The following is a 23,301-nucleotide window of genomic DNA, read 5'->3' on the forward strand; positions in this document are numbered from 1 at the left end:
TGTTAATATTTAATTGAAAATTTTAGCAATTTAGTAGGGAGAGTGCTAAATTTGTTAGATGAAAGAAAAAAAACAATATTAAAAATAACGGTAAAAGATTACATTGAATCTGCCCATCCAGTAAGCTCAAGGGTACTTGCTAAAAAGTACCTTTTAGGATGGAGTCCTGCTACTATACGTAATGAAATGGCAGATCTTGAGGAAGAGGGTTATCTCATACAACCCCATACATCGGCGGGAAGAATCCCCTCTGATAGAGGATATAGATTCTATGTAGATTTTTTGTTGGATGGATATGAGCTTTACGAGGAAGATATAAAGGTTGCAAATAGTATTATTTTTTCTGTTCTTGATTGGGAGAGCCTTTTGAAGAAGGTAGCAGAGTTGATGTCCGAAAGAACCACTTTTATTGGGGTTGTTTTATACCCCCAATTGAGAAATACCACTCTTAAGAAAATAGAGTTTGTGGATTTGAGGGAGGAAACTGTAGTTATTATTGTCACTACCGCGACAGGGATAGTAAAGGAGAAAATTATAAGGTTATCGAGGTCTATTACAGAAGAAGAATTACAAAGAATAAGAATGAAATTAAATAAAGAGTTTGGAAATAAAGAGCTTCAAAAGGTATATTGGAATTTAAGTAAAGAAGAAAAGAGGATTAATATTCCTTCTGAGATTATAGAGACCTTGAAGGACATATTGAAAGAATTGATTTATACGGGAAAGGAAGAGGGAGTATTTGTCTCTGGTCTTTCTAAAATACTGAAACATTTGGAATTTCAGGATATTAATAAAGTGAAGACATTGGTTGATGTCTTAGAAGAAGAAAAAACTTTGTCTTCTTTACTTTTTACCGCTTTTCTTAATAAAGGACTTACTATACTTATTGGTCAGGAGATAAATATTCCAGAACTTAGTGATTGTAGTGTTATCACTACAGTTTATTCCTTAGGGGATAATATTACGGGATCTATTGGTATGATAGGTCCCAAAAGGATGAAATACGAAAGAATCCTTGCCTTCGTAGAATTAATAGGAAAGACATTATCCGAGAGACTTACACAAATTTTGGGTGAGTATTAATAATCATGTCTCCAATGTTTTTTGCCACCACTTTTAAGGAACCTGATTTACTTTATATTGAGGATAAAGAGGATATTTTCCATATGGTTAATGTTTTAAGAATAAGAGAGGGAGAAAAAATTGATGTAAATTATAATTCAAAGATTTTTAGAGCTTATGTTGAGAAAATTGAAGAAGATAGGGTAATATGTAAGATTATTGAGAAAATTGGGAATAAGGAGGCTAATGTTGAAGTTTATTTATGTCAAAGTTTGCCTAAAAAGGAGTCCTGGGAGATCATTTTAGAAAAATGTACCGAAATTGGTGTCGTAGGATTTATTCCTTTACAAACTCAAAGGAGTATTGTAAACTTATCAAGAGACGAATTGAATAAAAAATATCAAAGATGGAATAAAGTTATCAAAGAAGCTGTAAAACAGTGTGGAAGGAATAAATTACCGTTATTATATAAAGTTCAAACCTTAGAGGAAAGTTTAAATTTGGCTAAAAAGGAGAATGCTGATATATTGATTGCCTGGGAAGGGGCGGAGTTGAGTTTAAAAAATATTATAAGAAATAATATTAGAGATAAAATTTTTCTTTTTATAGGACCTGAAGGAAGTTTTACTGATGAAGAGATTAACCTTATGAAGAAGTATAATGGTATTTTTTTTAATATGGGTCCAAGAATATTAAAGGTTGAGACAGCTGCAATTGTGGCTTCTGCTCTCCTTCTCTATGAGAAAGGAGGCTTAGGTTTATTTTAATATCTTGAGAAAAGTTGCTTTTTATACCTTTGGGTGTAAGGTAAATCAATATGAAACTGAAAACTTAAAAATATTAGCAAGAAATGCTGGTTTTGAGATTGTTCCTTTTGGAAAAGAGGCAGATTTAATATTTATAAACAGTTGTGCTGTAACGCACGTTGCTGAGAGAAAAGCAAGGAGACTAATTAATCTTATCAAAAATCGCTTTCCTAATGCTAAAATTGCTCTTGCAGGTTGTTATGCGGAAAGGCTTAACTTGTCCTCGGAAAAGCTTGTTTTAGATTTTGTTCTAGATAATAAGCAAAAGTGGGAGTTTTTTGGGGGAAGTGAAGACTCAGCTTTTGTAACCTCCGAAGATCGAGCAAGAGCAATATTGAAGATTCAAGATGGATGTAATAATTTTTGTACCTATTGTATAGTCCCCTACTTAAGAGGTAGAGAAAGAAGTAAACCTTTTGACAAGGTAATGGAGGAAGCCCAAAAACTTGTTGAAAATGGTTTTAAGGAAATAGTTTTGACAGGGATAAGATTAGGAGCTTATGGAAGAGATTTGGGAGACAAAGATGCCTTGTCCAAACTCCTTTTAAAACTTTTTGAGATGGATGGTTTAGTTAAAATAAGACTAAGCTCTATAGAACCCATGGATATAACAGAGGGGTTGATAAAACTTGCGGATCATCCTAAGTTATGTAAACATTGGCATATACCTCTTCAAAGTGGTGATGATGAGATTCTTAAGAAGATGAACAGAAGGTATGATACTAAATATTTTGAGCAGATAGTCTATAAATTAAGAGAAAAGGTGCCCGATGTGGCCATAACTACTGATATAATAGTGGGTTATCCTGAAGAGAGTGAGGAAAATTTTAATAACACTTATCTTTTTGCAGAGAGAATGGGGTTTATGAGGATACATGTTTTCCCATATTCACCAAGACCTTTTACTCCGGCTTATAAATTAAAGCCTTTACCTTATGAAGTGATTACAAAAAGGAAGGAAAAATTGATAAAATTAAGTAATGACTTATGGGAGAGATATGTAAGTAAATTCATAGAGAAAGAATTAGAAGTTATGGTTGAAGAAAGAAAGGAAAATCTATATAGAGGTACAACTGATAACTATATAAAAGTAGAGTTTGAAAGTAATTTATTATTAAAGGAGGGTGAATATATAAAGGTAAGACTATTGAAGGTAGATAATAAAGAAGAAAAAGTATGGGGCGAAGTTTTGGAGAGTAAAGTAAAAGTTACATTATAAGAAAGGAGGGAAGATTGTGACTGAAGTAAGAGTAGGAAAAGATGAAAGTCTTGATAGTGCATTGAAGAGATTTAAGAAAAAATTGCAGGAAGATGGTGTTCTTGCAGATATTCGTAGGCATGAATATTATGAGAAACCTAGCGAAAAAAGGAATAGAAAAAAGGCTCAATCTAAGAAAAAGAAGTAAATAGGTTTTATGGAAAGGTCACTATTAAGGACAGAGATAATAATTCCAAAGGATGTGGAAAGTTATAGAGAAGAAATATTGAATAACATTGAGAAAATAGAAGAAATAGATAATGTAAAAATTAAAGTGGAAGATAATAAATTAGTGATCTATGGAGAGCCAGAGTCTGTTAAAAGAGTGGAAGCTTTTTTATTAGATCAAATTTCTATTTCCAAGAAAAGTGGGACCCTTCTAGTCCATAAGGTACTTGTTTTTGATAAAAAAATAGTTAGGATTTTGACCCCAGGGCAGAAAAATTATGTGGAAGAAATCGAGAAAAACTATATAGTATTAGCAAAAGGTCCCGCAGGTACAGGGAAAAGTTTTCTTGCTATAGCAGTGGGTTTGAATATGTTGAAAAATAATTTGGTGCAAAAGATGATTTTAACGAGACCAGTGGTGGAGGCAGGAGAAAAATTAGGTTTTCTCCCTGGGGATATTCAACAAAAGGTAGATCCTTATATAAGACCTCTATATGATTTTTTGGAGGAGCTATTAGGTTCAGAGAAACTTAATAAGTACATAGAAAAGGGTATGATAGAAGTTGCCCCTCTTGCTTATATGAGGGGAAGGACTTTTAAATATTCTTTTATTCTTTTGGACGAAGCCCAAAATACCACTCCTATGCAGATGAAGATGTTCCTTACTCGTTTTGGAGAAGGAAGTAAGATGGTTGTGACTGGAGACGTAACTCAAACAGATCTTGATGTGGGAAGAACTTCTGGATTAACTCATGCGTGGGAGATATTAAGAGGAATAAAGGGTATAGGATTTGTAGAGCTTACAGAAAAAGATGTGGTACGCCACGATATAGTGAAGGAGATTATAAAAGCCTACGAAAGATGGGAGATAAATAAATGAGTGTTAATATCTTTGATCTATATGGATGTTTTGACAAAAAAGAAGAAGATAGAGTTAAAAACTTTGTAAAAGAAGTTTTTAAGAAGGAAGGTTTTCTTCCGAATAAATATGATATCTCGGTGGTTTTAGTAGATGATGAAAAAATAAGAGAGCTAAATAGCAAATATAGAGGGAAAGATACACCTACCGACGTTCTTTCTTTTTCTCTTGGAAAGGATCCTAAGGGAAGAATAGTAGGAGAGATCTATATATCTATAGATACTGCTAAAATTCAGGCAGAGGAAAATAATAAGACTCTTATAGATGAAGTTGCTTTTTTGACTTTGCATGGGCTTTTACATATACTTGGTTATGATCATGAGAATGATGAAGAATATGAGAAAATGGAAAAGGAAACAAAAAAGCTAATATCTTTGTGGAGATAATGAGGAATAGGAATCTTATTGAAAGTATTACAAAGGCTGTGGAAGGCTTAGAATTTGGCTTGAAATATGAAAGAAATATAAAAATTCAAGCATTTATAGCTTTACTAGTTGTATTATTTTCCTTAATTCTAAACTTTGATCTAACGGATAAGTTGTTAATATTTATGTGGTGTGGTGTGGTAATAAGTGCTGAGTTTTTTAATTCCGCTATTGAGAGGGCTATGGATGTGCTTTCCGAAGAATATTCGCCTAAAATAAAGATAGTCAAAGATCTTTCTGCTTCAGCAGTTTTTATACTGGCATTAATAGCTTTAGTTTCAGGATTATTAATCTTTTTTAAATACCTGTCGAGATTAATTTAAAGGGGTGTGAAGTTAAACTGGAATATTTATCGCTTTTAATTCTATTAATTATTTCGGGTTTTTTATCAGCTCTTGAGACATCTCTTCTTTCTCTTCCTAAGATTAGACTTCATCATTTGGCTGAGAATGGAGACAAAAGGGCAATAAAAATTGTTAGACTTATGGAAAATAGTCAAAGAGTGCTTAGCACAATTCTTATTGCCAATAATTTTGTGAATGTTTTAATCTCGGCAATAGCCACCAAAATAGCTCTTGCTACATTTAAGAATTTTGGTGTTGCTGTTGCTACGGGCGTGAGTACCTTTTTTATTGTGGTATTTGGAGAGGTGATTCCTAAGAGTTTTGGCTTGAAGTTAAAAGAAAAATATGCATTAGCAGTGATTAATGTTTTTTATCCCTTTTACATAATATTTCTACCAATTACAAAATTGATTTTAGGATTTAGTAATATTTTTTACAAGTTTGTAGGTAAGACTCAAGAAAATATCTCTCCTTTTGCTACTGTAGATGAGTTTTTAACCCTTGTGAATGTAGGAGAAAAAGAGGGTATTATTGAGAAAGAAGAAAAAGAACTCATAAATAATGTCTTAGAATTTACTGATACTGAAGTTCATGAAATTATGGTTCCAAGAATAGATATGGTTTGTGTTAGTGTAGACAGTCCTTTAAAGGAAGTTTGGAGAAAAATTATAGAAGAGGGACATTCAAGAATTCCAGTATATGAGGGTAGTATTGATAATATAGTGGGTATAGTACATGCAAAGGATGTGTTAAAAGCTCTTGCAGAGAAGGATCCTAATATAAAAGTAAGAGACATTTTACGGGATGTTATATATGTGCCTGAGAATATGAAGATAAATGAGCTTTTTAATGAGATGAGAAAGAAGAAGGCTCATTTAGCTATAGTTGTAGATGAATATGGAGGTACAGCAGGACTTGTAACCCTTGAAGATGTATTAGAAGAACTTGTAGGAGAAATTGAAGATGAATATGATAAAGAGGAAAATAAGTTTAATTTTATAGACGAAAATACGTTAGTGGTGGATGCAAAGATAAATATTTATGAGTTAAATGATATTCTTGAGGAGGCATGGGGTATGACTCTGCCTAAGACGGAGTATGATACTTTAGGTGGTCTTATATTAGACTTATTAAACAGGGTGCCTTCTCGAGGGGAACAAATTGATCTTGGAAATTTAATTATAGTAATAGATAGCGTTAGAAGGCAAAGAATAGAAAAGGTGAAAATAATAAGAAAAATTAAAAAAGAAGGAGAAGAGGAAAAAGATGAGTGATACAAAGTTCATATTTGTTACAGGTGGAGTTATATCTTCTCTTGGAAAAGGTTTAACTACAGCTTCCTTAGGGAGGATATTAAAAAGTAAAGGTTTTAATGTTACAGCTTTGAAATTTGATCCTTATATAAATGTGGATGCTGGAACTATGAACCCTTATCAACATGGAGAAGTGTTTGTAACAGAAGACGGGGCTGAGACTGATCTTGATTTAGGGCATTATGAAAGGTTTTTAGATGTTAATCTTTCTGCTATAAACAATGTAACCACTGGCAAGATCTATTCTTCAGTGATTAGGAAAGAAAGAGAAGGTAAATACCTTGGGTCAACAGTACAGATCATTCCTCATATAACTGAAGAGATAAAAAACAGTATCAAATTAGTAGCAAAAGAAACGGGAGCAGATATAGTTCTTGTTGAAATTGGAGGAACAGTAGGCGATATTGAAGGATTACCTTTCTTAGAAGCTGCAAGACAGTTTAGAAAAGATGTGGGTAAAGATAATGTTATATATCTTCATGTAACTCTTGTGCCTTCACTTTTTCCTACAGGAGAGTTAAAAACGAAACCCACCCAGCATAGTGTAAAGGAGCTTAGAAGTATAGGTATTCAGCCTGATATAATCCTTTGTAGAGCAAAGACAAAACTTCCAAAGAGTATAAGAGAAAAAATTGCTTTGTTTACTGATGTGGAGCCAGAGGCAGTAATTACAGGTGTAGATGTGGAAGATCTATATGCAATTCCTCTTTACTTTGAGGAAGAGGGATTAGGGGATTTGGTTTGTAAACTCTTAGGTCTGGAAAATAGAAAAAGTAATCTTGAAGATTGGAAAGCAATGGTTAATAAAGAACTTTTAGGTGAAGTAAACATTACAATCTTGGGTAAATACGTTACTTTGCCTGATGCTTATATAAGTGTAGTACAGGCTTTAAAACATGCTACAAGATTTTATGGAGTAAAGTTGAATATTAGATGGGTAGAAAGTGATAAGGTTAATTCTGAAAATGTAGATGATGTACTTAAAGGTACTGAGGGATTATTAGTTCCTGGCGGATTCGGAGCTCGAGGAATAGAAGGAATGATAGAAGGTATTAGATGGGCTCGAAAGAACAAAATTCCCTTCTTAGGATTATGCTTAGGACTTCAATGTGCTGTAATTGAATTTGCAAGAAGTATTGGGTTAAAGTATGCTAACAGCAGTGAATTTGATGAAAATACACCAGATCCTGTAATTGATTTGATGCCTAACCAGAAGAATATCAATGAAAAGGGTGGAACTATGAGACTTGGTGCATATCCATGTGTACTTGATAAGTCCTCTTTAGCTTATAAATATTATCAAAAGGAAATTATATATGAAAGGCATAGACATAGATATGAGGTAAACAATAAGTATAGGGAATTATTTGAGAGGCATGGATTAAAGATTGTAGGAAAATCTCCTGATGGAGAATTAGTTGAGATAATTGAGATTCCTGATCATCCATTTTTCATAGCTACTCAATTTCATCCAGAATATAAATCAAGACCTTTAAATCCCCATCCTTTGTTTAAAGGATTTATAGAGAATGTAATAAAGGAGAAAGAGAAAAAAAATGGATAACAAAAAGCTATATGAATTGGCATTAAAAGCCTTAGAAAATTCTTATTCCCCTTATTCTAATTTTCCTGTGGGAGTTGCCCTACTTACTAAAAATGGTAAGGTATATCTTGGAACTAATATTGAAAACGCATCTTATGGATTGACTATTTGTGCTGAAAGGGTAGCAATATTTAAGGCAGTAAGTGAAGGAGAAAAAGAGTTCTCAAAAATAGTTATAGTAGGTAAGGATGGAAGTGGGGTTCCTCCTTGTGGTGCATGTAGACAGGTTATGTTTGAATTCTCACCAGATATGGAAATATTGCTTTATGATAAAGAAAAGGGCAAATTTATGACTTATAGAGTAAAGGATATATTACCTTTAGGATTTGATTTGGAGGCTAACAAATGATGGGAAAGACAAAGCTTGCATACATAAGTATAGTGGGTAAACCTAATGCTGGAAAGTCTACTTTAATCAATCTTTTAGTGGGGGAAAAGGTCTCTATCGTGGCTGATAAACCTCAAACTACAAGACAGCGTATTCTTGGAGTTCTCACTTTAGAGGATGCCCAATTTATTTTTCTTGATACTCCTGGTTGGTTTCCTCCTAAACACTTATTGGGAGAGTATATGCAAAAGACTATTAAAAAAACCATTGAAGACTCAGATATTGTACTATATGTTATAGACTCTTCGGTAGAGTTAGACGATGATAATAGAACTTTACTCAAATTTGTTAAAGATCAAGGTAAACCTTATTTGGTGTTGTTAAATAAGATAGATATGGTTTCATCCAAATCTATAGAGGAAAGGAAAAAAGAGGTTATTGCCTTAGGGGTATCAGAAGAAAAGATTATTGAAATTTCAGCTCTTTATGGCACGAATAAAGAATTACTTATAGAAAAACTTAAAGAAATAGCCCCCGAAGGTGAATTTTTGTACCCTCCTGATATGTTGACAGACCAAACGGATAAATTCTTTATTGCTGAAATAATAAGAGAGAAAATTATCCACTTAACTTATCAGGAGGTTCCTCATTCTGTGGCTGTTTATGTAGATGACATTGAGGAAAAAAAAGATGGTAATCTACTGTACATTAGAGCAACTATTATTGTAGAAAGACCAACACAAAAAGCAATTATTATTGGAAAAGATGGTCAAATGCTTAAAAAAATAGGTACTTTAGCAAGGATGGAGATTGAGTCTTATTATCAAAAGCAAGTTTATCTTGATCTTTGGGTAAAGGTTAGGGAAAAATGGAGAAAGAAACCAGAAATATTAAGAGAATTAGGATACGAGTGAGGTGAAAAAATGAATAGATACGAGCTTGCTCAGAAGATAGACCATACTCTTTTAAGGCCCAATATTTCTCTTTTGGATATTGAAAGACTGTGTAACGAAGCAAAAGAGTTCGGTTTTTATTCTGTATGTATAAATCCCTATTATATTCCTTATGCAAAAGAGTTACTAAAAGATACCAAAGTTAAGATATGTACAGTGATTGATTTTCCATTGGGAGCAAGTACTACTTCCATGAAAGTTTATCAAGTGAGAGAATCTCTTAAACTTGGAGCAGAAGAATTTGACATGGTTATAAATATTGGGGCTTTAAAAGACAAGAAAAGAGACTATTTGATATCTGAGATCAGAGAGGTAGTAAAAGCTGCAGAAGGCAAGGTAGTTAAGGTAATAATTGAGACGTGCTATTTGACAGATGAGGAGAAGATTTATGCTACTGAAATAATAAAAGAAGGTGGAGCCCATTTTGTTAAAACATCTACTGGTTTTGGTCCTCAAGGTGCTACTGTACAGGATGTTAGATTACTAAAATCTATTGCTGGTAATGACCTGAAGGTTAAAGCATCTGGAGGTATTAGAACCTTTGAACAAGCTTTAGAAATGATAAATGCAGGAGCAGATAGGATTGGAACCTCCAGTGGAGTGAGTATAATAAATGGGCTTGGAAAATAGGTATTATTATGAAGAGGGCATAATATTGTTTAAAAAAAAAGTAGGAGAGGGGGATCTTTTGTTAACAATTTACGGCAAAGAAAAGGGAAAATTTCTTGCCATAGCGAGAGGGGCTCTAAAGATTAAAAACCGTTTAAGGGGAAAAGTAAACATTTTTTCTATTGGAAAGGGGTATTTTGTAAAGAGAAGAGAGGTAGATCTTTTAATTTTCTGGGATTCTTATGAGAAGTTTTTTGAGATTATAAAAGATGTAGACAAATTTATTATCCTTTCCAAATATCTTAAAAAGGCTGATAAGTTTATACCATTAGAGGTCAAAGATTTAGAAATTTATGAGTACCTTTATAAATTTCTGAAAAATTGGAATTTAATAAATAAATATTCAGGAGATGTATTTTTGATAAAACTTTTACAAAAACTGGGGTATATTAGTAAGGTAGAACTAAAATGTAAAGGATGTGATAAAGATTTATTAAAAGATGAGTATGTTTATTTTGATTTAGATAATCGTAAAATTTACTGTGAAGATTGTAGGACGTTGAAGTCTCTGAAGATAAAGTCTGAAGAAGTTATTAAGTTTAATGAGATTTTAGATAGAACTTTTGATGAATTAATTATGGAAGAGACTGGTTTTAGTGATAAGACTTTTAATTTAATAGATAGAATGATAGAAAGAATTGAGCAGGAGGTATGAGTATGCTCTTTCAGGAAATAATATTTAAATTAAATGAATTTTGGCATAATCAGGGATGTATTATTCAACAACCTTATGATATTGAAGTAGGAGCAGGAACTATGAATCCTGCAACTTTTTTTAGGGTGCTTGGTCCTGAGCCTTGGTATGTAGCTTATGTGGAGCCTTCAAGAAGACCTACTGATGGAAGATATGGTGAGAATCCAAATAGACTACAGCACTATTATCAATATCAGGTAATCTTAAAACCCTCTCCTGCTGATGTTCAGGAAATTTACATTGAAAGTTTAAAGTATCTTGGAATAGAGATAGAAAAGCATGATATTAGGTTTGTAGAGGATAATTGGGAATCTCCAACCCTTGGAGCTTGGGGGATAGGATGGGAAGTTTGGCTTGATGGGATGGAGATTACTCAGTTTACTTATTTTCAACAGTGCGGTGGATTTGATCTTTTCCCTGTATCAGCAGAGATTACCTATGGACTTGAGCGTATTGCTATGTATATTCAGGGGGTAGATGATTTCAAAGCTATAAAATGGCAAGATAATGTGACCTACGGAGATGTTCATCTTCAAAGTGAGGTTGAGAACTGTATTTATAATTTTGAATTAGCAGATGTGGAAAGGCTTAGACTTTTATTTAATGAATATGAAAAAGAGGCAGAAAGGCTCTTAAATCAGGGTTTGACCTTTCCCGCTTACGATTATGTGTTAAAATGTTCTCATACTTTTAATCTGTTGGATGCAAGAGGAGCCATTAGCGTGGTACAAAGGAGTCAATATATATCTCGTATTAGGCGTCTTGCTGCAAGGGCTGCTGAAAATTATTTAAAGAGTAGAGAAGCTCTTGGTTTTCCTCTTCTCAACAAGGCATGGAGAAAGGAGGAGGCTCGACTTGGGTAAGAATTTTCTCTTAGAAATAGGAACTGAAGAAATGCCTGCCCATTTTCTGGATCCTGCTATAAAGCAGATTTATGATTTCTCTTTGAACTACTTTGAGAACCAGAAGATAAGTTTTGAAGATATTAAGACCTGGGCTACTCCCAGAAGGCTTGTGGTTTATATAAAGAATCTTAGTGAAAAACAGGAATCTCAAGAAGAAGAAATTAGAGGTCCTGCAGCTCATGTGGGATATAAAAATGGAGTATGGACAGAGGTTGCTAAAAGATTTGCAGAACAATATGGAGCATCCTTAGAGGCTCTCTATATAAAAGAAACCCCAAGAGGTAAATATATATTTTTAAAGAGGATTAAGGAGGGAGTAAATACTTTAGAAATACTTCCAGATTATGCTGTTTCTCTTTTAAAAAACATCAGATTTCCTAAAATGATGAAATGGGGAAATGTAGATTTTTATTTTGGCAGACCTATAAGATGGATCGTAGCATTGTATGGGAGTGAAGAGGTAAAGTTTGAAGTGGCAGGTGTGAAATCTTCAAGATATTCAAGACCACCAAGATTTTTGCCCCAAACTCCTATTGAAATAAAGGATGCTGATTCCTATATTGATTTGATGAAAGAAAATTATGTTATTGTAGATCAAAATGAAAGAAAAAACGAAATTTTGCGACAGATTAAGGAGATCGCTAACAGCAATTCTTTGACTCTTTCTTATGATGAAGATCTCTTAGAGGAAGTTACCTATCTTGTGGAATATCCTACTGCTCTTTTAGGTCAATTTGATAGCAAATATTTAACTCTTCCTGAAATTGTACTTATTGTTACCATGGAAAAGAAACAAAGATATTTTCCTTTGAGAGATAAAGAAGGAAATTTAATTAACAAGTTTATTGTGATAAGAAATGGGACAGAAAATTATAAGGAAGTAGTGATACAAGGGAATGAAAAGGTGCTAAAGGCAAGGCTTGCTGATGCGGAGTACTATTATAATGAGGATATAAGGTGTCCCTTAGAGAAATACTCTGAAAAACTGTCAGGGATCATTTTTCAAGAACAGTTAGGGACTATTAAAGATAAAGTAGAAAGAGTAAGAATCCTTGTAAGAGAGATAGCAAATATTTTAGAGCTTAGTACTGAGGAGAAGGAAATTTTGGAAAGAGCAGTAGATCTTTATAAGGCTGATTTGGGAACCTTGATGGTCAGTGAATATCCTGAGTTACATGGTATCATGGGGAGTATTTATGCTAAAATTAGTGGAGAAAGAGAGCCTATACCTCAGATAATAGGGGAGTATATTTATCCTCGTACTTTAGAGGATCAGATTCCTAAAAATCCTCTTTCAACAGTTTTAGGAATTGCAGATAGAGTAGATAGTCTTACTGGATATTTTGCGTTAGATTTGTTTCCGACAGGATCTGAGGATCCTATAGGTCTAAGGAGAATAAGTGGGGGGCTTTTAAGACTTCTTTTAGAAACAGATTTCAAATTAAATTTGAGAAATCTTTTTATGAAATCCTTTGAGGTTTATAAATTTAGTGATAAATGTCCTATATCTCAGATTGAAAAAGGCATGCTCTTTATTGGACAAAGGTTGAGAAACCTTCTTTTAGATAAGTATCCCAATGATATAGTAGAAGCGGTGATGGAAGTAGGATATGATGAGTTATGGAAGTTGAAAAGAAGGGTAGACTTTATAAGGGAATTTAAAGAAAAGGACCCCTATGAAAAATTAAAGAGAGCATTAAATAGGCTTTATAGAATACTACCAAAGGATTTCAGTCCTAAGGAGATTAATGAAAACCTGTTTAATTCTCCTTTTGAAAAAGAGCTTTATAGAGATTATGTGAAAATTAATAAAGAAATTTCTAAAGAGATTTTAAAAGGTAATTATAAAGTCTTACTTGGTTATGATTTTCTAAAGGAATTTTCTGATCATATTGAAAGCTTCTTTGACCATGTTCTTGTCATGTCTCCTAATGAGGAGGAGAAGTTAAATCGTTTGTCTCTCCTTTTTGCTATAAAGTCTTTGTTTTGGGAAGTTTTGGATTGGAGTAAATTAAATTAGCTTTTTAAACTTTTATTAAAATAAGTTTCAGAGGGATTATGATATAATTCTTTAAGATAAATTTAAGAGCTTTAAAAAAATATAAAGGTAAGGAGGATGGAATATGTCAAAAAAGAGAGTATATCTATTTGAAGAGGCGGATGGTAAAAATCGTTTACTTTTTGGCGGTAAGGGTGCTGGGCTTGCTGACATGACTAAAGCAGGACTTCCTGTTCCTCCAGGATTCATAATTACTACAGAAGTATGTAAGGAATATTATGAAAATGGTAAAAAGCTTCCAGAAGGACTAATGGAAGAAGTATTGGAAGCAATGAAAAAATTAGAGGAAAAAACCGGAAAGAAATTTGCCGATCCGGAAAATCCACTTCTTGTCTCTGTTAGGTCTGGTGCACCTGTTTCCATGCCAGGCATGATGGATACAATTTTAAACCTTGGTTTAAATGATGAGACAGTAGAAGGTCTTGCAAAAAGAAGTAACAATGAGAGATTTGCTTATGATTCCTATAGAAGATTTATTCAAATGTTTGGTAATGTGGTCTTAGGAATTCCTCATGAAAAATTTGAAGAAATTTTAGATCATTACAAAAAAGAACAGGGGGTTAAACTTGATAGTGAGCTTTCAGCTGATACGTTGAAAAAGGTAGTAGAGGCATATAAGGAGCTTGTAAGGAAAGAAACGGGAAAAGATTTCCCACAAAATCCTTATGAGCAACTTGAAATGGCGATTAGAGCAGTGTTTGATTCTTGGAACAACGAAAGGGCAATCATTTATAGGAAACTCCATAATATCCCTGAGGACTATGGTACTGCAGTAAATATTGTTACCATGGTATTTGGAAACATGGGGAATGATAGTGGGACAGGAGTAGCATTTACAAGAAACCCATCTACAGGCGAGAAAGAGTTTTATGGTGAGTATTTAACCAATGCACAGGGAGAAGATGTAGTAGCAGGTATTAGAACACCACAACCTATTTCTAAACTTGCTGAAGAGATGCCTGAAGTGTATAAGCAGCTTCTTGAAGTAAGAGATTTACTTGAAAAGTATTACCGAGATGTTCAAGATATTGAGTTTACTATTGAAAAAGGAAAGTTATATATGCTTCAAACGAGAAATGCAAAAAGAACTGCAAGGGCAGCGGTAAAAATTGCAGTAGATATGGTAAAAGAAGGCTTAATTACTAAAGAGGAGGCTATACTAAGGGTTTCTCCTGATCAAATAAATCAGCTTCTTCATGCCCAGATAGATCCTAATGCTCCAAAGAAAGTTATTGCAAAAGGTCTTCCAGCATCTCCTGGGGCTGCATCAGGTAAAGTAGTGTTTTCTTCTCGTGAAGCTGAAAAGAGAGGTAAAGAAGGAGAGAAAGTTATACTTGTCAGACCTGAGACAACTCCCGATGATATAGGCGGGCTTGCTGCTGCTCAGGGTGTGCTCACAAGTAGAGGTGGAATGACAAGTCATGCAGCAGTAGTGGCAAGAGGAATGGGTAAACCAGCAGTGGTAGGATGCGAAGCCATAAAAATAGATCTAAATAAGGAGGAATTCACAGTAGGAGATGTAGTAATCAAGAAAGATGATATTATAACTATAGATGGTTCTACTGGAGAAGTTATACTTGGAGAAGTCCCAATGATTCCACCCACATTAAGTGAGGAGCTTAAAGAGCTTCTTTCTTGGGCTGACGAGATAAGAAAGATTGGAGTAAGAGCTAATGCAGATACTCCTGAAGATGCACAAAAAGCCTTTGAGTACGGAGCAGAGGGTATTGGACTTGCAAGAACGGAACATATGTTCCTTGGAAATAGACTTCCCTTGGTTCAAGAAATGATTCTTGCAGAGACAGAAGAAGATAGGAGGAAAGCTCTTGATAAACTTCTTCCTGTTCAAAGAGAAGATTTCATTGGACTCTTTAAAGCAATGCAAGGAAAACCTGTAACTATAAGATTAATTGATCCTCCTCTTCATGAGTTCTTACCACCACTTTTAGATCTTACTGTAGAAGTAGAGCTGATGAAAGCAAAGGGAATCACGGGTAAAGAATTAGAAGAGAAAGAGAGACTCCTTTCGGTGGTAAGAAGATTGCATGAATTTAACCCAATGCTAGGATTTAGAGGGTGTAGATTGGGCATGGTATATCCAGAAATCTTTGAAATGCAAGTTAGAGCAATTATGGAAGCAGCAGTAGCAGTAGCCAAAGAAGGATTGCCTGTAAAACCAGAGATAATGATTCCTCTTGTGGCTTTAGAGTCCGAAATGAAAGTGTTAGGTGATCTTATCCATAGAGTAGCAAAACAGGTGATTGAGGAAAGTGGGGTCAATATTGAATATAAAGTTGGTACTATGATTGAAGTTCCGAGAGCAGCCCTTATTGCAGATAAACTTGCAGAGGTTGCTCAATTCTTCTCTTTTGGAACTAATGATTTAACCCAGATGACCTTTGCATTCAGCCGTGATGATGCAGAAGGTAAATTCTTAGGAAGATATAGAGAGAAAGGATATGTGGAAGAGGATCCATTTGAACATTTAGATACTGAGGGTGTAGGAGAATTGATGAAGATAGCGGTTCAAAAAGGTAGAAGTACAAGACCCGATCTTAAAGTGGGTATATGTGGAGAACATGGTGGAGATCCAAAATCTATTGAGTTCTGTTATATTATTGGACTTGACTATGTAAGTTGTTCCCCATTTAGGGTGCCTGTGGCGAGATTAGCAGCTGCTCAAGCTACTTTAAAACATCAAAAGAAAATGGAGTTTGTAGATAGAACTGCTTAGAGAGGTGATAAAAGAAGGGGAGGGAAAAATTTCCCTCCCCTGAAAAATGACTATTAGGGAGAAATTAGAAGAAAGAGAAAAACTATTCTTGTCCCCATATGCAACCCTAAGTTGTAATAGTAAAGGTAGACTATTTTTTGAAGAAGAATGTTCTATAAGAACCCGTTTTCAAAGAGATAGAGACAGAATTATACATTCTAAAGCCTTCAGAAGGTTAAAACATAAGACGCAAGTATTTCTGGCTCCTGAAGGAGATCATTATAGAACTCGTTTGACTCATACCCTTGAAGTCTCTCAGATAGCAAGAACTATTGCGAGAGCTTTATTTTTAAATGAAGATTTAACGGAAGCTATAGCTTTAGGACATGATCTTGGACATACTCCTTTTGGACATATGGGAGAGGATGTTTTAGATGAGATTTCTAAATCCTATGGACTTTTAGGATTTTCTCATGCGGAGCAGAGTTTAAGGATTGTAGATAGGCTTGAAAATAATGGAAAGGGATTAAATCTAACCTATGAAGTTAGAATGGGCATTCTTCAACATAGCAAAGGACAGCAAGATTTTAGGAAATGTTTTGGGAGTCGAGTATGCGAGACTTTGGAAGCTGAAGTGGTTAGATTTTCTGATGTTATTGCTTATTTGAATCATGACCTTGATGATGCCATAAGGGCTGGTGTTATAAGAGAAAAAGACATTCCTAAAAAGGTGTTAGATGTTTTGGGAAGGACTCATAGAGAAAGAATTAATACTATGGTCCAAAATCTTGTGGCAAATAGTATTAATAAAGATAGATTGGTATTTGATTCTGAAATCCTTGATGCTATTGAGGAGATGAGAGCTTTTTTGTATGAGAAATTATATGTGAATCCACATGTGAAGTCTGAAAATGATAAAGTTAAATTATTATTAACAGGTCTCTTTGAATATTTTATGAAAAATCCTCAAAAGCTTCCTCAAAATCTTTCCGAGGAAGAGAATATTATAATAAAGATAAGAGATTTTTTAGCAGGAATGACTGATAGATATGCCATAGAGCTTTATGAGAATATATTTATACCAAAACCATGGAGGTTTTTCTAAATGAGTCTTGCATGGGAAGATTTTGTGGAAGAGGTAAAACAAAGAGTTAACATAGTTGATGTCATATCAAGGTACGTAAATTTAAAAAAGACAGGAAAAAATTACGTAGGGTTGTGTCCTTTTCATCAAGAAAAAACTCCGTCTTTTTACGTTAGTCCTGATAAAGGGCTTTATCATTGCTTTGGATGTGGAGCAGCAGGAGATGTTTTTTCCTTTCTCATTAATTATAGAAATCTTACCTTTCGAGAAGCTTTGGAGGAACTTGCTCGAGAAGTTGGTTTGGAACTCCCAAAAAAAGATGAAAGGATTTCGGCTGAGGCTAATATTTTTTTAGAGATAAACAAGGCAGTAGCTACTTTCTATCACATATACCTTAATAGTAAATATGGGGCAGAGGGTAGGTTGTATTTAAAAAAAAGAGGTGTGTCATCAGAAATCCAAGAGAAATTTTTATTAGGCTATGCTCCTTTAAATCCAACCCTAATGTTAAAATATCTTGAGAAGAAGGGATTTTCAAAAGATGATATTCTTAAAGCAAAGGTACTTTATTTTATAAAAGATGAATGGAAGGATCCTTTTGCTGGGAGAGTTGTTTTTCCAATAATGAATCCAAGGGGAAAAGTTATAGGGTTTGGAGGTAGAACCCTAACAGGCGAGGAGCCAAAATATTTAAATTCTCCTGAAAGCGATCTCTTCAGTAAAGGAAAAAATCTGTATGCTTTATATCAGGCAAAGGAAAGCATTAAAAAGGAAGGAGAAGCTATTTTAGTAGAAGGATATATGGATGCTATTTCTCTCCACCAGGCAGGAATTACTAATGCAGTTGCCTCCTTGGGTACTGCATTTACTTCCCATCAAGCAAAACTGTTAAAGAGTTATACTAACAAAGTAATATTAGGATATGACCAAGATTCTGCAGGTTACCAAGCGGGGAAAAGAGCTTTATCTCTTCTTGAATTAGAGGGGCTTGAGGTTTATTGGCTTTCTTTGCCTCATGATGTAAAAGACCCAGATGAATTTGTTCAGAAGTATTCAAAAGAGGAATTTTTGAGGTTCGTTAAAGAAAGTAAACCATCCTTAGATTTTTTAATTGAAAATACCTTAAATCTTCCCATGAACTTTAAAGAAAAATTAGAAGAAATTATAGAAATATTGACATCTTCAATTCTTCGTAGTAAAAATATACTAGTCCAGCAGGAAAAAATAAAGCAATATCTCCCAGTAATAAGTAGGAAACTGGGAGTTCCCGAAGAGGGTCTTCAAAGAGAAATTCAAAAGCGGATTTTCTCTGATAGGAGTTATAGGAATAATGTTAAAATTGAGATAACACGTTATTTTGGAGTCTCAAAAACGGAGGAAGTACTTTTAGGTTTGATTCTTTTAAAGACAAATAATTCGCAGATTAGAAATATGAGTCCTGAAGACTTTTCCTTCCCATTGTATCAAGAAGTATTAAAAAAATGGAGAATTTGGGAAGGAACCTTAGAGGAATTTTTGAATTTATGGGATGAGGATAAAAGAGTACTTATAGATAGGGCGATATCGTCGGGAGAAGAGTTTATTAATCAAGAGGAAGTTATTCCCTTTTTATGGGATCATTTTCAAAAATTGAGGATAAAGAAGGAGATTAATAAACTAATTGAAGAACTATCTAAAGTAGAAGACCCTGCAAAAGAGAAGGAATTGATGGAAGAAATTTATTTCTTAAGAAGTCTTTTAGAAGTGAAGGATTAAAAAATAACTTTGAGGAGGAGATGATTTTATATGCCTAAAAAGAAAATTCAAAAGGTGACTCCTGAGGAAGTCCTTGCGGAGTTTCCATATCCTGAGGAAAGTATAGAAGAAGTTGAAGAATTTCTTGAAAGTCATGAGTTAGTAGATAGTGAGGATCTTTATGTAGATGTTAAAGAAGATAAGCTTCCTGAAAGTGTGGAAGAGGAAGTTGAAATTCCTGAGGAAATTGAATTAGATGATCCTGTTAAAATGTATCTGAAAGAGATAGGAAAGATTCCTTTATTAACTCCTGAAGAAGAGATAGAACTTGCTAAGAGAGTGGAACAGGGAGATGAAGATGCGAAGAAAAGACTTATAGAGGCAAACTTAAGACTCGTAGTAAGTGTGGCTAAGAGATATATTGGAAGAGGGCTTTCTTTTCTGGATTTAATCCAAGAAGGAAATCTTGGTCTTATAAAGGCTGTAGAGAAATTTGATTGGAGAAAAGGATATAAGTTTTCTACCTATGCTACTTGGTGGATAAGACAGGCAATAACAAGAGCTATTGCTGATCAGGCGAGAACTATTCGTATTCCTGTTCATATGGTAGAAACTATGAACAAGATCCATAAGATTACAAGACTCCTTACCCAGAGCTTAGGTAGGAAACCTACAGAGGAGGACATAGCAAAATTCCTTGTCATACAGCAGAAGTTACAGGAATTTGAAGTATACCAGGAATCGGGTGAAAAGATTTCCGATGATGAGATTGTAGAAATTAGCATGTTGTCCTTGGATGAAATAGCTAAAAAACTTGTAGAATTGCACCTTAAGACAAAAGGAAAAAAGGAACTAACCAAAGAGAAGATAAATGAAGAAGCTAAAGAATTAAGACATGTACTTGAGGAGGAGATAAAACAGCAAACTGAAAAGGTAAGAGAAATTAGTATGATGGGACAGGAGCCTCTTTCTCTTGAAATGCCTGTAGGAGAAGATGAGGATAATAGGTTAGCTGATTTTGTAGAAAATAAAGATTTGAGTCCTGCAGATATTGCTGTACAGAAGTCTTTGAAAAAAGATATAGAAGAATTATTAAACGAACTTTCTGAACGAGAAAGAGAAATCTTAAAATTAAGATTTGGTTTAGAGGATAATCAACCAAGAACCTTAGAGGAGGTTGGTAAGTTATTTAATGTGACCAGGGAGAGAATAAGACAAATTGAGGCAAAAGCCTTAAGAAGGCTGAGACATCCAAGTAGGAGCAAGAAAATAAAAGATTATTTAGAAGATTAAAATCTTTTCAAGGAGGTGTATTTCAATAGATAAAGATTACAGGGTTAATGAGAAAATAAGAGCAAGGGAGATTAGGGTAGTTGATGAAGATGGAAAGCAATTAGGTATAATGTCAGTTAGTGAAGCTTTAAAACTTGCACGAGAAAGAAATCTCGATTTAGTAGAGGTAGCTCCTAATGCTAATCCTCCCGTATGTAAAATAATGGACTTTGGTAAGTTTAAGTATGAGCTTGCAAGAAAGGAAAAAGAAGCAAAGAAAAACCAAAAGATAGCCTCAGAAGTTAAAGAAATAAAAATAAGACCTAACATTGAAGAGCATGATTATCAAGTTAAGCTTAGGAAGATAAGAGAATTTCTTGAAAAAGGATATAAGGTACGTTTAATAATACTTTTCAAAGGAAGACAATTGATTTATAACGAGTGGGGTGATAAACTTTTAGAAAGAATTTTACAAGACATATCTGACTTGGGTACAGCCGAGAAAAAGGGGCAACAGGTGGGTATGTCTTTGGTTACTATGTTGATTCCAGGAAAGAAAACTTCTACAAAAAAAGCTGTATTAGAGGAGGTAAAAGATGAGTAAGCTTAAAACGAGATCTTCTGCGGCAAAAAGATTTAAAGTCACTGCTACTGGTAAAATTCTGCACAAAAAAGCTGGTAAAAGGCATAATTTAAGTAAAAAATCAGAATCCAGGAAGAGAAGACTTGATATTCCTGGGGAAATAAAAAGTGTGGATCGCTGGAAAGTTGAAAGGATGCTTCCATACAATTTATAAAAATAGGGGAGAGATGAAAGATGAGAGTAAAAGGTGGAACAATAACAAGAAAAAGGCATAAGAAGATACTGAAATTAGCAAAAGGTTACAGGGGTAGAAGAAGTAGAATTTTTAAGATTGCAAATCAATCAGTAATTAAAGCTCTATATGATGCTTATATTGATAGAAGAAGAAAAAAGAGAGAATTTAGAAGACTTTGGATTGTAAGAATAAGTGCGGCTTTAAGAAATTATGGCTTATCTTACAGTAAATTCATGGGCTTGCTCAGAAAAGCAAATATAAAGCTTAATAGGAAAGTTCTTGCAGACTTGTGTGTAAATGAACCAAAGGCTTTTGAGGCATTGGTGAACAAAGTAAAATGAGATGAAGTTTATCTCCAGTCCTTCAAACGAAGTTATAAAGGAAGTAATAAAGCTCCATGATAAGAATAAGAGAAAAAAACTTAAAAAGTGTATAGTAGAAGGCTGGAGATTAATACAGGACGCAAAAGAAAATGGGATTTCTATTGAGAAGCTAATAATTTCAAAGAGTTTATGGAATAAGAGAAGAGACGAGATTTTAAAAAGTTTTTCTTCTTATGATTTATATATTGTAGAAGATAATTTAATGGAAAAAATATCCCTTATGGAAACACCCCCAGGTATTATGGGGGTGTTTCCATTATTTCTATTTCCTAAATGGGAACTTTTAGAGGAAAAGAATAATAAAATAGTACTTTTTTCTGATGATATACAAGATCCTGGAAATTTGGGAACTATTATCAGAATAGCTGATGGGGTAGGAGTAGATGCTGTTATTCTTAGTGAGAATACGGTAGATCCTTACAACTATAAAGTTATAAGGGGTTCAACGGGATCTATTTTTAGAGTTCCCATATGGGTTTCTGACAAGAAGACCTTTATAGAGTTTTTTAAAGGATGGAAGGTAATCATAGCAGATCCTAAGGGTAGTAAGGTATATTTTCAAGAAAACTTAAGGGAAAGTTTCGTTCTTATTCTTGGTAATGAAGCATGGGGAACTAGGAAAGAAAAATATATAGATTTAGATCCTGTATTATTAAAAATTCCCTTAAGGGAAGGTGTAGATTCATTGAATGTTTCTATAGCAGCTTCAGTTTTTCTTTTTGAGGCTCAAAGACAAAGATATTTCGAAGGGGGAATAAAAGATGAATGAAGAGTATATTGAAAAGTTTAAGGAAGCAAAAGAAAAGATTCTTAGGGCTCAGAATTTGACTGAACTGGAAGAGGTTAAGAGAGTTTATTTAGGAAAGCAAGGATTTCTTACTCAGATTTTAAGATCCATAGGTAAAATGCCCCAAGAAGAGAGAGCTAAATGGGGAAGGCTTGCTAATGAATGGAAGGAAGAACTTGAGAGTCTATATGAGAATAAAGAGAAGGAATTAAAATATTTAACTTTGCAAAAGAAACTTGAAGAGGAAAAAATTGATATAACTTTACCAGGGAGGAGAAAAATTCTTGGAAGGATTCATCCTATAAATCAAGTTATAGAAGAAATAGTTATGGTATTCAAAGAAATGGGGTTTCAGGTAGTATATGGTCCGGAACTTGAGACAGATTACTATAATTTTACCGCGTTAAATATTCCTATGGATCATCCTGTAAGAGAATCTCATGATTCTTTTTATATAGATAAAGAGCATCTTTTAAGAACTCAAACCTCACCTGTGCAAATAAGGGTTATGGAGAATAAGAAACCACCTCTTAGAGTTGTAGCTCCGGGAAAGTGTTATAGAAGGGACATTCCTGATGCAACTCATAGTCCCATGTTTCATCAGATTGAGGGACTTGTAGTAGATACTGATGTAACCTTTGCAGAATTAAAAGGAGTACTTACTATTTTTGCTCATAGATTGTTTGGCAAAGATAGGAAAGTTTACTTTATTCCGAGCTATTTTCCCTTTACAGAACCAAGCGCAGAGATGTATGTGGAATGTGGTGTATGTAAAGGGGCAGGGTGTAAGGCTTGCGGATACTCAGGAGTTTTAGAAATTCTTGGATGTGGCATGGTTCATCCTCAAGTATTTAGAATTGTAGGGATTGATCCAGAAAAATACACTGGTTTTGCTTTTGGAATGGGGCCTGATAGAATAGCTATGCAAATTTATGGAATTGATGATATAAGACTTTTCTATGAAAACGATGTAAGATTTTTAAAACAATTTTAAAGGGGGTATA

At 34.1% G+C, this 23,301-nt stretch carries 24 protein-coding genes; all 24 read left to right on the forward strand.

Going from position 1 to position 23,301, the window contains the following annotated elements; translation table 11 throughout:
- The first annotated feature begins 42 nt into the window (after window positions 1–42).
- The 24 genes from hrcA (at window position 43) to pheS (ending at window position 23,291) form a co-directional block, all read left to right on the forward strand.
- Window positions 43–1,083, forward strand: a complete 1,041-nt coding sequence (gene hrcA / locus ACP5QL_RS07185; RefSeq protein WP_428126442.1) for a heat-inducible transcriptional repressor HrcA — start codon at window positions 43–45, stop codon at window positions 1,081–1,083.
- 5 nt (window positions 1,084–1,088) lie between these two features.
- Window positions 1,089–1,829: an RsmE family RNA methyltransferase gene (locus tag ACP5QL_RS07190; protein ID WP_012583687.1), complete on the forward strand. Its 741-nt coding sequence runs from the start codon at window positions 1,089–1,091 to the stop codon at window positions 1,827–1,829.
- 4 nt (window positions 1,830–1,833) lie between these two features.
- Window positions 1,834–3,087: a tRNA (N(6)-L-threonylcarbamoyladenosine(37)-C(2))-methylthiotransferase MtaB gene (gene mtaB / locus ACP5QL_RS07195; RefSeq protein WP_012583686.1), complete on the forward strand. Its 1,254-nt coding sequence runs from the start codon at window positions 1,834–1,836 to the stop codon at window positions 3,085–3,087.
- Window positions 3,088–3,103: 16 nt separating this feature from the next.
- Entirely contained in the window at window positions 3,104–3,274 is a 171-nt protein-coding gene (gene rpsU, locus ACP5QL_RS07200) for a 30S ribosomal protein S21 (protein ID WP_012547397.1), read from the forward strand.
- 9 nt (window positions 3,275–3,283) lie between these two features.
- Window positions 3,284–4,174: a PhoH family protein gene (locus ACP5QL_RS07205; protein WP_012583685.1), complete on the forward strand. Its 891-nt coding sequence runs from the start codon at window positions 3,284–3,286 to the stop codon at window positions 4,172–4,174.
- On the forward strand, window positions 4,171–4,599 hold the full coding sequence (gene ybeY, locus ACP5QL_RS07210) for an rRNA maturation RNase YbeY (protein ID WP_424662366.1): 429 nt from the start codon (window positions 4,171–4,173) through the stop codon (window positions 4,597–4,599). The genes ACP5QL_RS07205 and ybeY overlap by 4 nt, the downstream gene beginning before the upstream one ends.
- A complete protein-coding gene (locus ACP5QL_RS07215) occupies window positions 4,599–4,961 on the forward strand; it encodes a diacylglycerol kinase (RefSeq protein WP_012583683.1) in 363 nt (120 codons plus the stop codon). Before ybeY ends, ACP5QL_RS07215 begins: the two co-directional genes overlap by 1 nt.
- A 38-nt stretch (window positions 4,962–4,999) precedes the next feature.
- Window positions 5,000–6,256, forward strand: coding sequence for a hemolysin family protein (locus ACP5QL_RS07220; protein WP_428126496.1), 1,257 nt, complete (start codon window positions 5,000–5,002; stop codon window positions 6,254–6,256).
- Complete coding sequence (locus tag ACP5QL_RS07225; RefSeq protein ID WP_012583681.1) at window positions 6,249–7,859, forward strand: CTP synthase; 1,611 nt, start codon at window positions 6,249–6,251, stop codon at window positions 7,857–7,859. Before ACP5QL_RS07220 ends, ACP5QL_RS07225 begins: the two co-directional genes overlap by 8 nt.
- Window positions 7,852–8,247 carry a cytidine deaminase gene (gene cdd, locus ACP5QL_RS07230; protein ID WP_272995138.1) on the forward strand — a complete coding sequence of 132 codons (396 nt, stop codon included), beginning with the start codon at window positions 7,852–7,854 and terminating at the stop codon, window positions 8,245–8,247. Before ACP5QL_RS07225 ends, cdd begins: the two co-directional genes overlap by 8 nt.
- Complete coding sequence (gene era / locus ACP5QL_RS07235; RefSeq protein ID WP_012583679.1) at window positions 8,244–9,140, forward strand: GTPase Era; 897 nt, start codon at window positions 8,244–8,246, stop codon at window positions 9,138–9,140. Before cdd ends, era begins: the two co-directional genes overlap by 4 nt.
- A gap of 9 nt (window positions 9,141–9,149) precedes the next feature.
- Window positions 9,150–9,809 carry a deoxyribose-phosphate aldolase gene (deoC, locus tag ACP5QL_RS07240; protein ID WP_012583678.1) on the forward strand — a complete coding sequence of 220 codons (660 nt, stop codon included), beginning with the start codon at window positions 9,150–9,152 and terminating at the stop codon, window positions 9,807–9,809.
- Window positions 9,793–10,503 (forward strand): DNA repair protein RecO, encoded by a 711-nt coding sequence (gene recO / locus ACP5QL_RS07245; protein WP_428126454.1) that lies wholly within the window; start codon window positions 9,793–9,795, stop codon window positions 10,501–10,503. Before deoC ends, recO begins: the two co-directional genes overlap by 17 nt.
- A 2-nt stretch (window positions 10,504–10,505) precedes the next feature.
- A complete protein-coding gene (gene glyQ, locus ACP5QL_RS07250; RefSeq protein WP_012583676.1) occupies window positions 10,506–11,405 on the forward strand; it encodes a glycine--tRNA ligase subunit alpha in 900 nt (299 codons plus the stop codon).
- Entirely contained in the window at window positions 11,398–13,467 is a 2,070-nt protein-coding gene (glyS, locus tag ACP5QL_RS07255; protein WP_272995131.1) for a glycine--tRNA ligase subunit beta, read from the forward strand. Before glyQ ends, glyS begins: the two co-directional genes overlap by 8 nt.
- Before the next feature lie 103 nt (window positions 13,468–13,570).
- A complete protein-coding gene (gene ppdK, locus ACP5QL_RS07260) occupies window positions 13,571–16,240 on the forward strand; it encodes a pyruvate, phosphate dikinase (RefSeq protein WP_428126457.1) in 2,670 nt (889 codons plus the stop codon).
- Window positions 16,241–16,286: 46 nt separating this feature from the next.
- Window positions 16,287–17,324 carry a deoxyguanosinetriphosphate triphosphohydrolase gene (locus ACP5QL_RS07265; RefSeq protein WP_272995127.1) on the forward strand — a complete coding sequence of 346 codons (1,038 nt, stop codon included), beginning with the start codon at window positions 16,287–16,289 and terminating at the stop codon, window positions 17,322–17,324.
- On the forward strand, window positions 17,325–19,058 hold the full coding sequence (dnaG, locus tag ACP5QL_RS07270; protein WP_272995125.1) for a DNA primase: 1,734 nt from the start codon (window positions 17,325–17,327) through the stop codon (window positions 19,056–19,058).
- 30 nt (window positions 19,059–19,088) lie between these two features.
- A complete protein-coding gene (locus ACP5QL_RS07275) occupies window positions 19,089–20,330 on the forward strand; it encodes a sigma-70 family RNA polymerase sigma factor (RefSeq protein ID WP_272995124.1) in 1,242 nt (413 codons plus the stop codon).
- A gap of 70 nt (window positions 20,331–20,400) precedes the next feature.
- Entirely contained in the window at window positions 20,401–20,913 is a 513-nt protein-coding gene (infC, locus tag ACP5QL_RS07280; RefSeq protein WP_428126499.1) for a translation initiation factor IF-3, read from the forward strand.
- On the forward strand, window positions 20,906–21,106 hold the full coding sequence (rpmI, locus tag ACP5QL_RS07285; protein ID WP_012583669.1) for a 50S ribosomal protein L35: 201 nt from the start codon (window positions 20,906–20,908) through the stop codon (window positions 21,104–21,106). The genes infC and rpmI overlap by 8 nt, the downstream gene beginning before the upstream one ends.
- A 20-nt stretch (window positions 21,107–21,126) precedes the next feature.
- Window positions 21,127–21,468 (forward strand): 50S ribosomal protein L20, encoded by a 342-nt coding sequence (rplT, locus tag ACP5QL_RS07290; protein ID WP_428126463.1) that lies wholly within the window; start codon window positions 21,127–21,129, stop codon window positions 21,466–21,468.
- A gap of 1 nt (window position 21,469) precedes the next feature.
- Window positions 21,470–22,279 (forward strand): TrmH family RNA methyltransferase, encoded by an 810-nt coding sequence (locus ACP5QL_RS07295; RefSeq protein ID WP_272995121.1) that lies wholly within the window; start codon window positions 21,470–21,472, stop codon window positions 22,277–22,279.
- Entirely contained in the window at window positions 22,272–23,291 is a 1,020-nt protein-coding gene (gene pheS, locus ACP5QL_RS07300; protein ID WP_012583666.1) for a phenylalanine--tRNA ligase subunit alpha, read from the forward strand. Before ACP5QL_RS07295 ends, pheS begins: the two co-directional genes overlap by 8 nt.
- The last annotated feature ends 10 nt before the right edge of the window (window positions 23,292–23,301 follow it).

This window comes from Dictyoglomus sp. (assembly GCF_049968615.1).
GTDB lineage: Bacteria > Dictyoglomota > Dictyoglomia > Dictyoglomales > Dictyoglomaceae > Dictyoglomus > Dictyoglomus turgidum.